The sequence below is a fragment of the Rhodococcus sp. BS-15 genome, assembly GCF_000813105.1.
Taxonomy (GTDB): Bacteria; Actinomycetota; Actinomycetes; order Mycobacteriales; family Mycobacteriaceae; genus Rhodococcoides.
Genome location: NZ_BAOX01000182.1, coordinates 1 through 10083 on the forward strand (window position 1 = coordinate 1; position 10083 = coordinate 10083).

General features: G+C 65.7%; 9 protein-coding genes and 3 pseudogenes. All 12 read right to left on the bottom strand.

The features are described 5' to 3' along the window. Window positions 1-724 (bottom strand): annotated as a pseudogene (locus RHBS_RS18310) (chromosome segregation SMC family protein); the annotation flags it as partial. Between the two features lie 60 nt (window positions 725-784). Continuing rightward, window positions 785-1060, bottom strand: coding sequence for an acylphosphatase (locus RHBS_RS18315; RefSeq protein ID WP_121870159.1), 276 nt, complete (start codon window positions 1058-1060; stop codon window positions 785-787). Then, on the bottom strand, window positions 1057-1827 hold the full coding sequence (locus tag RHBS_RS18320) for an SMP-30/gluconolactonase/LRE family protein (protein ID WP_237669392.1): 771 nt from the start codon (window positions 1825-1827) through the stop codon (window positions 1057-1059). Before RHBS_RS18320 ends, RHBS_RS18315 begins: the two co-directional genes overlap by 4 nt. Before the next feature lie 126 nt (window positions 1828-1953). After that, entirely contained in the window at window positions 1954-2382 is a 429-nt protein-coding gene (locus RHBS_RS18325; RefSeq protein WP_094614370.1) for an OsmC family protein, read from the bottom strand. Window positions 2383-2473: 91 nt separating this feature from the next. After that, the gene (mutM, locus tag RHBS_RS18330; RefSeq protein ID WP_121870160.1) at window positions 2474-3340 is read right to left on the bottom strand and encodes a bifunctional DNA-formamidopyrimidine glycosylase/DNA-(apurinic or apyrimidinic site) lyase; all 867 of its coding nucleotides are present in this window, start codon (window positions 3338-3340) and stop codon (window positions 2474-2476) included. Continuing rightward, window positions 3340-4122, bottom strand: a complete 783-nt coding sequence (rnc, locus tag RHBS_RS18335) for a ribonuclease III (protein ID WP_121870161.1) — start codon at window positions 4120-4122, stop codon at window positions 3340-3342. The genes mutM and rnc overlap by 1 nt, the downstream gene beginning before the upstream one ends. Window positions 4123-4148: 26 nt before the next feature. Continuing rightward, complete coding sequence (gene rpmF / locus RHBS_RS18340) at window positions 4149-4331, bottom strand: 50S ribosomal protein L32 (RefSeq protein ID WP_032397784.1); 183 nt, start codon at window positions 4329-4331, stop codon at window positions 4149-4151. Then, window positions 4332-4940: a DUF177 domain-containing protein gene (locus RHBS_RS18345; protein WP_183130181.1), complete on the bottom strand. Its 609-nt coding sequence runs from the start codon at window positions 4938-4940 to the stop codon at window positions 4332-4334. Between the two features lie 91 nt (window positions 4941-5031). Further along, window positions 5032-5824, bottom strand: a pseudogene (locus tag RHBS_RS18350) (DivIVA domain-containing protein). A 119-nt stretch (window positions 5825-5943) separates the two neighbouring features. Next, window positions 5944-6432 carry a pantetheine-phosphate adenylyltransferase gene (gene coaD / locus RHBS_RS18355; RefSeq protein ID WP_121870163.1) on the bottom strand — a complete coding sequence of 163 codons (489 nt, stop codon included), beginning with the start codon at window positions 6430-6432 and terminating at the stop codon, window positions 5944-5946. 13 nt (window positions 6433-6445) lie between these two features. Then, window positions 6446-7021, bottom strand: coding sequence for a 16S rRNA (guanine(966)-N(2))-methyltransferase RsmD (gene rsmD / locus RHBS_RS18360; protein WP_121870164.1), 576 nt, complete (start codon window positions 7019-7021; stop codon window positions 6446-6448). Further along, window positions 7018-10083 (bottom strand): annotated as a pseudogene (locus tag RHBS_RS18365) (pyruvate carboxylase); the annotation flags it as partial. The pseudogene RHBS_RS18365 and the gene rsmD, both read right to left, overlap by 4 nt.

Consider the following 10083-nt stretch of genomic DNA (forward strand, 5'->3'; position numbering starts at 1 on the left):
GCGAACTCCTCGCGCCTGGCCACCAGGTCGTCGGCCACCAGCCGCAACCGGGCGTCGCGCAGGTCGGCTTGGACGGTCTGCGCGCGACGCGCAACCTCGGCCTGCCTCCCGAGAGGCTTGAGTTGGCGGCGCAATTCGGTCGTGAGGTCGGTCAACCGCGCCAGGTTGGCCTGCATCGCGTCGAGCTTGCGGACGGCCTTTTCCTTGCGCTTGCGGTGCTTGAGCACCCCCGCTGCTTCCTCGATGAAGCTCGCCGGTCCTCGGGCCGCGATTCCAGGATCGCGGCGAGCCGGCCCTGCCCCACGATGACGTGCATCTCGCGCCCGATACCGGAGTCGCTGAGCAGTTCCTGGACGTCCATCAATCGGCACGAACTGCCGTTGATCTCGTACTCACCCGCGCCGTCGCGGAACATCCGCCGGGTGATCGAGACCTCGGAGTAGTCGATCGGCAGTGCGCCGTCGGAATTGTCGATCGTCAGAGTGACCTCGGCGCGGCCGAGCGGGGCTCTACCCGACGTGCCCGCGAAGATGACGTCTTCCATCTTCCCGCCGCGCAACGCCTTGGCACCCTGTTCACCCATCACCCAGGTCAGGGCGTCCACGACATTGGATTTGCCGGAGCCGTTGGGCCCGACGACACAGGTGATTCCGGGCTCGAAACGAAGAGTCGTCGCCGAAGCAAAGGACTTGAAGCCCTTCAGCGTCAGACTCTTGAGATACATAGCGTCCGTACTTTACCGGCACGCTGCCCGAAAGTGCGCCGAGCCTCCCGCAACGGACGATCAGCGTTCGACGAAGCCCGTCAGATCTCCGCGGGCGGTGTCCCAACTCTCCACGACCAGCGTGACCGTGCCCGGGGTTTTTCCGCCTCGGAGTAATTCCAGGAGTGCCTCGAGACGCTCACGTGGGCCCTCCGCTATCACCAGGACTCGTCCGTCCGCGTGGTTGGTCGCGTGACCGACGAGTCCGAGTTCGAGTGCGCGCGAGCGAGTCCACCACCGGAACCCGACGCCCTGAACGAGCCCGTGCACCCACGCCGTCAACCGTTCGTCGTTCACGAGCGAGCCAACTTTCGGACGGTTCCGTCGAAACTGGTGGCGTACAACGCTTCCTCGTCGAATCCGGAGCCGCCGAAGGCGACCGACGAGGTCAGTGGAACGCCGGTCGCTATCACGCAGGACGATCCGGATTCCGGGTCGATACGGACTACCCTGCCGGCGAGATTCTGTGCGAGATAGACCGTTCCGTCGTCGCCGACGGTCAGGTCGTCCGACATCGCCAGCGGTCCGACACCGTCGATGCGAATACGCGCGGATGGTCCGGACGGATCCTTCTCGTCGAGCACGGTGAGCGTCGTCTCGAGATCGAACGTGTTGGCCACGTAGACCTTTTCCTCGCCGATGCCGATGCCGTTGGCCGATCCCAGGTCGGTACGCACCGTCGACACCGAACCGTCGACCGCAACGCGCGTCAGGCCGGAGAGGGTGCCCAGGTTGCGAGTGGTGAACAGATCACCCGACTCCGATCGCGCCAGACCGTTGGGCATCGCCAGTCCCGACGCGTACGTCGACCGGACCCCTGTACCGAGATCGATCGTGTCGACGGTGCCGGATCGGGTATCGAGAAGCCCTGCGGCAGCGCTGTTTCCGGTCGTGAAATACAGCGTGTCGCCGTCGCGGACCAGTCCGCCCGGCGACTCGACGTCGGCAACGAGTGTGCCCCGGACACCGTTCGGCGCCACGGTACGCAGCGCGCCGGGTCCGACAGGCGAGGTCTCGGACACGATCATCGAACCGCGGCCGTCGAACTCGAGATTCTCGAGCATCCCGAATCCCGACGCACCGTGCTCACCGACCACGGAGTGCAGCTGCTCGACGCGTCCGCGGTGGGAGCCAGGGCGGTCGCCGCGCCGAGGAGCAGACCTGTGACTACACGGCTGCCCTGGCTTTCATCAGGCGTCCACGTCGATGTCCAGGTTTATTGTCGTACCGGCCTTCAGGGTCCGCCCGACGGTGCACACCTTGTCGATGGCGCGCTCGACGACCGTGAGCAGACGCTCCTGCGCCTCGGGGTCCATCGCGCTGAGATCGACTCGGAGAATCTCGTTCAGTTCCGGATACCGCTCGTTTTCGCGATCGGCGGCACCGGACACCTCGACGGTGGCGGAGTAGTCATCGCCCAGTCGACGCGAGAGCGGTAGGTCCGAGCTCATGCCGGTGCAGGCCGCGAGTGCGATTTTCAACAGCTCGCCGGGGGTGAAGACACCCTCCACCGACTCGGACCCGATGAGCACTTCCGCTCCTCGGGAGCTGCGGCCGGTGTAGCGACGGGTGCCTGTGCGCTCGACCCAAAGGTTGGTCGGCGTGCTCTGTTCTGCCATGACGGAAATACTAGGCGGGCTGTTCAGGAGTGGAGCCCGCGGAATGGTCTATTGAAACAGGAGTGGAGCCTGCGGAATGACCTGTGCAGTGTCAGCCGCGCACGTGGCGGGGTCGCGGCTGGCAGGTGGGGCAGCTGAACGAGCTGCGATTCATGAACTTCTCGCGTCTGATCGGGGCTCCGCATCGCGAGCAGGGCAGGCCCTCCTGACCGTAGGCGTCGAGGGAACGGTCGAAGTAGCCGGATTGGCCGTTGACGTTCACGTACAACGCGTCGAACGAGGTTCCGCCCTGCGCCAGGGCCTCGCCCATCACCGCGTGCACTGCGGTGAGAAGACGCCGCAGCGCCGGCCGCGTCAGGGTCTCCGCGATTCGATTACCGTGGATCTTCGCGCGCCACAGAGCCTCGTCGGCATAGATGTTGCCCACGCCCGAGAGCACGGTCTGATCGAGCAGTGCTCGCTTGATCTCGGTGTGCTTGCCGCGCAACACGTTCACCACCGATTCGGCGTCGAACAGTGGATCGATCGGGTCGCGGGCGATGTGTGCGACCGGTTCGGGTACCTCGGTACCGTCCACGGTGACGATCGGGGCGAGCGCCCAGCCGCCGAAGGTGCGCTGATCGACGAAGCGCAGATCGGTGCCGTCGTCGAGTCGTGCCCGGATGCGCAGGTGCTTCTCGTCCGGGGCGGACGGCGGCTGCACCAGCATCTGTCCGCTCATGCCCAGGTGCACGACGGTCGCGAAATCGCCGGGTTCCATCACCAGCCACAGGTACTTCCCGCGCCGCCGAGCCGAGGAGATGCGCTGACCGCGCAGCTGGCCGATCAGATCGAGACCACCGAGATCGTGACGCCGCACGGCGCGGGGGTGCAGCACCTCGACCGACTGCATCGTCCTGCCGACGACATGAGATTCCAGACCGAGCCTGACGACCTCGACCTCGGGCAGTTCCGGCATCAGGATTCGTCGGTTGCCGACTCGGCCGAAATCGCAGTGTCGTTGTTCGACAGCGTGTTCCACGCCAGACTGGCGGCCTTCTGTTCGGCTTCCTTCTTCGACCGACCGATACCGACGCCGCGCGGGAATCCGCCGACCAACACGGTGGCAGTGAATTCCTTGTCGTGATCGGGTCCGGTGGACGAGATCTCGTACGCGGGAACGCCGAGTGCACGTTCGGCGGTCAATTCCTGCAGGCTCGTCTTCCAGTCCAGCCCTGCACCGAGCTTGGGAGCTCGATCGAGAAGGCCTGCGAACAGAGTCAGGACAACGGTGCGCGCGACGTCGATGCCGTGCTGGAGGTGGATTGCACCCAGCAACGACTCCATGCCGTCGGCAAGGATGCTCGGCTTGTCGCGTCCACCGGTCTGTTCCTCGCCCTTGCCCAACAGCAGGTGGCGACCCAGGCCGCCGTCGCCGAGTCCACGCGCGACCTCGGCCAGGGCATGCATGTTGACCACGCTCGCCCTGATCTTGGCCAGCTGGCCCTCGGACTTGGTGGGGTGCACCGCGTAGAGGTGCTCGGTCACCGCAAGGCCGAGGACGGAATCGCCCAGGAACTCGAGGCGCTCGTTGGTCGGCAGACCACCGTGCTCGTACGCGAACGACCGGTGCGTCAGAGCCAACGTCAGCAGCGGCTCGGACAGGGAGACACCGATAGCGGCGAGGAGCGACTCCCGGTCGTCCCCGCCGCTGGCGGCAGTGGAGCTATTCTTCTGTGAACCGCTGTTGTGCCGATCCACTACTTCGTTTGTCACGTAAGCGGAAATCAGACCGCTGCGACGACCTGGCGGCCCTTGTAGGTGCCGCACGAGGGGCACGCGATGTGGGGCAGAGTCTTCTCGCCGCAACCGCGGTTGGGGCACGTCACGAGGGTGGGCGCAGTGGTTTTCCACTGTGCACGACGCGACCTCGTGTTGGAACGCGACATTTTGCGCTTCGGGACAGCCACTTACTTCTCCTCGGCTTCGTTGTTCACAAGTTCTGTGCTCGGTTCTGGATCCACGCCAAATTTGGCTGCAAGACCAGCCCAGCGAGGATCAATTGTATCGTGACTGTGGCCGGATTCAGCAATCGCCAGGCGAACGCCGCATTCTGGGCACAATCCCTCGCACTCGTCGCTGCACACGGGGTGGAGTGGAAGCTCCAGACCGACCGCGTCGACAATGACGGGTTCGAGATCTATCAGGTCGTCGAGGATGCGGTGAATCTCGTCCGCATCGGTGGTCTCCTCGGTGATGCTGTTCGGGTAAGCGAACAACTCGGTCAAGTAGACGTCGACGTTGCCACCGACCGGGTCGAGGCAGCGTGTGCACTCTCCGGCGGTGACTGCTCGTACGGAGCCGGTGACGAGTACGCCCTCCGAGACCGCCTGCAACTGCAGATCGAGCGAGACCGGAACACCGGCTTCGATGGCAATGGCATCGAGGCCGATTCGGGAAGGAGCAGGAACCGTCCGCTCGACGGCCTTCGTCGACCCGGGTCGACGACCGAGGTTGAGAATGTCCAGAACGAATCCGTCGTCCAGTTCCGGACGGGTCGTTCTCTTGGGCGGGGGCACGGCTGTTCTTCCTTACTGTCGGTATGCCTACTGTCGGTAAGCAACCCCACAACGGTACGCATGCGTGCATACGAGGGCAAATCGCTGCCGTTCAGTGTCGGCTGCGACGCCCCTGCTCCGGGCTTCCGTACGCGGATTCGCCGTACGGCTCGCTGCCGTATTCCGGCACACCGGAACCTGTTCGCAGTTGCTGACGCCCACGGCCGACCGAACGAATGGTGCCGCTGAGGAACTCCTCGAACTCGGCAAGCTTGGTGTCGACGTACACGTCGCACTCGCTGCGCATCCGATCCGATTCGGCGTGCGCACTGTCGATCACCCGAGCCGACTCGGCGTGGGCTGCCTGGACGACCTCGGTTTCCGAGACGAGCCGGTTCTGCTCGGCGGTGCCGTCTGCGACCGACCGCTCGTACGACGCTGTGCCGGACTCGATCATCCGGTCGGCCTCGGTGCGAGCGCGAACGGTCAGGCCCTCGTACTCACGCTGGCCTTCGAGCACCGTTCGCTCGGCCTCCGCCTCGGCATCGGCCACGAGCTGGTCGGCGTGCGCGGACGCCTCGGACACCATGCGATCTGCTTGGGCCTTGGCGTCGGCGAGAATACGATCGGCCGAATCCCGGGCGTTCTCGACCGTGTCCTGGGCCTCGGCATTGGCCGTGCCGACCGTCTTCTCCGCAGTGGCCCTGGCATCGCCGACGAGCTTGTCGCGATGATCCAGTACGTCCTGGGCGTCGTCCAGCTCGCCGGGGGATGGCGTCGCGGACGTCGTCGAGCAGTTCCAGGACATCGCCGCGAGGGACGACGCACCCGGCAGTCATCGGAACGCCGCGCGCCTCCTCGACAATGGCGACGAGCTCGTCGAGCGCCTCGAATACGCGGTACACCGGTTACCCCAATCGTCGAATCTGCCACTGCGCGGTCTTCACTCGCAGTGCTGCGCTGTTCAGTCTGCCCGCCGACGCGTGCGTCTGCGCTATACCGGCTCGGTGTGTCGCTCCTCGAACTACTCTGCTGCCCGCTCGGCGATACGGGCAAGCAGGCGGTCCTGAACGAAGGGCGGCAGCATGCCGGTGACGTCTCCCCCGAAGGTCGCGACCTCCTTGATCAACGAACTCGACAGAAAGCTGTGCGCAGGATTCGCCGGGAGAAACAGCGTGTCCACACCGGTCAACGTTCTGTTCATCTGAGCCATCTGCAACTCGTAGTCGAAGTCGTTGGCACTGCGCAGACCTTTGACGATCGCCGAAAAGCCTTCTTGCCGAGCGTAATCGACCAACAGTCCGTACCACGAACCGATCCTGACGTTGGGCAGATGCTCCGTTGCGACCTCGAGCATCTCGATCCGCTCGTCGATGCTGAACATGCCCTTCTTGCTCTTGTTCACCATCACCGTCACCACCACCTCGTCGAAGGCGGCGGCGGCACGCTCGAAGATGTCGAGGTGACCGTTGGTCACCGGGTCGAAGGATCCAGGGCAGAGTGCGCCAGTCATGTCCGCGAACCTATCAGCCGATCCCGGGCTCGCTCGTTACTCGTGACGCGATCTCGATCCGACTCTCGCCGTACTTCTTGGACTTCTCCGGAACCAGTCCGGTCGGCCATCGGGTCTCCGGCGAACGCGACGAACGCTCGAGGACGACGACGGCATCGGGGGTGAGCCATCCCCCGGTGACGAGTCTGTCCAACAGACCGGCGACGGCCGTATCGGTGACGGCATACGGCGGGTCCGCCAACACCAGGTCGTACGCCGCATCCGCAGCCCCCGCCAGCACCGAAGCCACCGGGGCGCACCGGACCGAAGCGCCGGGCAACCCCACCGACTCGATGTTCTTTCGCACCACCGCCGCCGCTCGGGCGTCGGACTCGACCAGTACCGCCGACGACGCGCCGCGCGAGAGTGCCTCGAGCCCCAGTGCTCCCGATCCCGCGAACAGATCCAGCACCGCGGCACCGTCGAGTTCCATTCGACTCTCCAGCGAGCTGAACAGCGCTTCGCGAACTCGCTCGGAGGTGGGTCGGGTGCCCTGGCCGGGGACCGACAATCGTCGGCCGCCCGCGACACCCGCCACGATCCGCGTCATTCGCTGCCGGCCTCTTCGCCCGTCGACCCCCCACCGATGACGACGAGCAGATCGCCGCCCTCGACCTGCTGCACACCCGAGATCGCCAAGCGTGTCACGGTGCCGCCGCGAGGAGCGGTGATGGCAGCCTCCATCTTCATCGCCTCGATGGTGGCGATGGTGTCTCCGGCCGAGATCTTCTGTCCCTCTTCGACGGACAGTGTGACGACGCCGGCGAACGGTGCCGGGATGTGCCCGGAGTTCGATCGGTCCGCCTTCTCGACGGTGGGGGCTTCGCTGGAGATGGAGCGGTCGCGCACCGACACCGGCCGCAGCTGTCCGTTGAGAATGCACATCACGGTGCGCATGCCACGCTCGTCGGGATCGGAGATGGCCTCGAGCCCGATCAGCAGTTCGACGCCCTTCTCCAGGGCCACTCGATGCTCCTCGCCCTGCCGCAGCCCGTAGAAGAACTGATTGGCCGACAGCCGCGTCGTATCGCCGTACTTCTCGCGGTGAGCAGCGAGTTCGGCTGTGGGACCGGGGAACAGCAGACGGTTGAGAGTCTCGCGGCGCTGAGCGGAGGTGCCGTCGAGGTTCTTCTCGTCCTCGTCGGTCAACGGTGTCACCGGCTTGCCCTCGCCGCGACCCTCCAGCGCTTTCGTGCGCAACGGTTCCGGCCATCCACCCGCAGGCGTACCGAGATCGCCGCGCAGAAATCCGATCACCGAATCGGGGATGTCGTAGCGACCTGGATTCTCGGCGAATTCCTCGGCGGACGCGCCTGCACCGACCAGAGCCAGAGCCAGGTCGCCGACGACCTTCGAGCTCGGCGTCACCTTGGTCAAACGGCCCAACATGCGGTCGGCTGCAGCGTAATTGGCCTCGACGGTCTCGAACCGATCACCGAGCCCGAGCGAAATGGCCTGCTGCCGTAGGTTCGAGAGCTGTCCACCGGGGATCTCGTGGGTGTAGACACGACCCGTCGGTGCCGGCAGCCCGGACTCGAACGGCGCGTACACCTTTCGCACGGCTTCCCAGTAGGGCTCGAGGTCGCAGACGGCCTGCAGATTCAGACCCGTGTCGCGCTCGGTGTGTGCGGCAGCAGCGACGATCGCGGACAACGCAGGCTGGCTGGTGGTGCCTGCCATCGCCGCGCTGGCACCGTCGACGGCGTCCGCCCCCGGCCTCCCAGGCCGCGAGGTACGTCGCGAGCTGTCCACCGGGTGTGTCGTGCGTGTGTACGTGCACGGGCAGATCGAAGTTCGAGCGCAGTGCCGTCACCAGCGTCTTGGCTGCAGGTGCGCGGAGCAGTCCGGCCATGTCCTTGATGGCGAGCACGTGCGCGCCTGCGTCGACTATCTGCTCGGCCAGCTTCAGGTAGTAGTCGAGCGTGTAGAGGTTCTCGTTCGGGTTCGACAGATCCCCCGTGTAGCTCAGTGCCACCTCGGCGAGCGCCGTGCCGGTCTCGCGGACGGCATCGATGGCCGGACGCATCTGATCGACGTTGTTGAGCGCGTCGAAGATACGGAAGATGTCGATGCCGGTGTCGGTGGCCTCGGCAACGAAGCTGCGGGTCACCTTCTCCGGATACGGGGTGTAGCCGACGGTGTTCCTGCCGCGCAACAACATCTGAATTGCGATGTTCGGCACGGCCTCTCGCAGGCTCGCCAGTCGCTCCCACGGATCCTCGTGCAGGAATCGCAGCGCCACGTCGTAGGTGGCACCGCCCCACGCCTCGATGGAGAGCAACTGGGGCGTCGTGCGCGCCACGTACGGGGCGACACCGAGCAGTCCGCTCGTCCTCACTCGCGTCGCCAGCAACGACTGATGTGCGTCACGGAACGTGGTGTCGGTGACGCCGAGGGCCTTCTGGTTGCGCAGATCGCGGGCGAAGCTTCGGGTCCGAGCGCCAGCAGACGCTGCCTCGAACCATCGGGAATCGGAGCCGAGAAGTCCACCGCGGGGAGCTTGTCGTGCGGGTACACCGGGGACGGACGCTCGCCGTGCGGCTTGTTGACCGTCACGTCGGCCAGGTAGGCGAGAATCTTCGTGCCGCGGTCGCCCGAGGAACGCGAGGTGAGCAGTTCGGGGCGCTCCTCGATGAACGAGGTGGTGACGCGGCCTGCGGTGAAGTCGGGATCGACCAGAACCGCTTGCAGGAACGGAATATTCGTGGCGACACCGCGAATCCTGAACTCCGCCAAGGCTCGTCGAGCACGAGCCACGGCGGTGTCGAAGTCGCGGCCGCGGCAGGTGAGCTTGACGAGCATGGAGTCGAAGTAGGCACCGACCTCGGCGCCCAGCGTGGTTCCGCCGTCGAGGCGTACTCCGGCACCGCCCGGCGTGCGGTACGCGGTGATGCGTCCGACATCGGGCCGGAATCCGTTCGCCGGATCCTCGGTGGTGATGCGACACTGCAGAGCCGCACCGCGCAGCACGATGTTCTCCTGCTGCAGACCCAGATCCGCGAGCGTCTCTCCCGAGGCGATCCGCAGCTGGGACTGCACCAGATCCACATCGGTCACCTCTTCGGTGACGGTGTGCTCCACCTGGATTCGCGGATTCATCTCGATGAAGACGTGATTGCCACGGGTGTCGAGCAGGAACTCGACGGTACCGGCACACGAGTAGTCGATCTCCTTCGCGAACGCGACGGCGTCGGCGCAGATCTTCTCACGCAGTCCTTCGGGCAGATTCGGAGCCGGAGCGAGCTCGATGACCTTCTGATGCCGACGCTGCACGCTGCAGTCGCGCTCGAACAAGTGCACCACGTTGCCCTGGCCGTCGGCGAGGATCTGAACCTCGATGTGCCGGGGATCGATCACGGCCTGCTCGAGGAACACCGTCGGATCACCGAAGGCCGATTCCGCCTCGCGCGCAGCAGCTTCGATGGATTCGCGCAGCTGCTCGGGCTCGGCCACTCGGCGCATACCGCGGCCGCCACCGCCTGCGACCGCCTTGACGAACAACGGAAACGTCATCGTCTCGGACGCCGCGACCAACTCGTCCACGTCGGACGACGGTTCCGACGACGCCAGCACCGGAAGTCCTGCAGCCTTGGCCGCCGCGATGGCCCGCCG

What these genes read in the sequence shown, in the direction of transcription:
- rsmD (WP_121870164.1), bottom strand. Translation starts at nt 7,021, where the DNA reads ATGACGCGGATCGTGGCGGGTGTCGCGGGCGGCCGACGATTGTCGGTC.
- RHBS_RS18320 (WP_237669392.1), bottom strand. Translation starts at nt 1,827, where the DNA reads ATGCTCGAGAATCTCGAGTTCGACGGCCGCGGTTCGATGATCGTGTCC.
- coaD (WP_121870163.1), bottom strand. Translation starts at nt 6,432, where the DNA reads ATGACTGGCGCACTCTGCCCTGGATCCTTCGACCCGGTGACCAACGGT.
- mutM (WP_121870160.1), bottom strand. Translation starts at nt 3,340, where the DNA reads ATGCCGGAACTGCCCGAGGTCGAGGTCGTCAGGCTCGGTCTGGAATCT.
- RHBS_RS18325 (WP_094614370.1), bottom strand. Translation starts at nt 2,382, where the DNA reads ATGGCAGAACAGAGCACGCCGACCAACCTTTGGGTCGAGCGCACAGGC.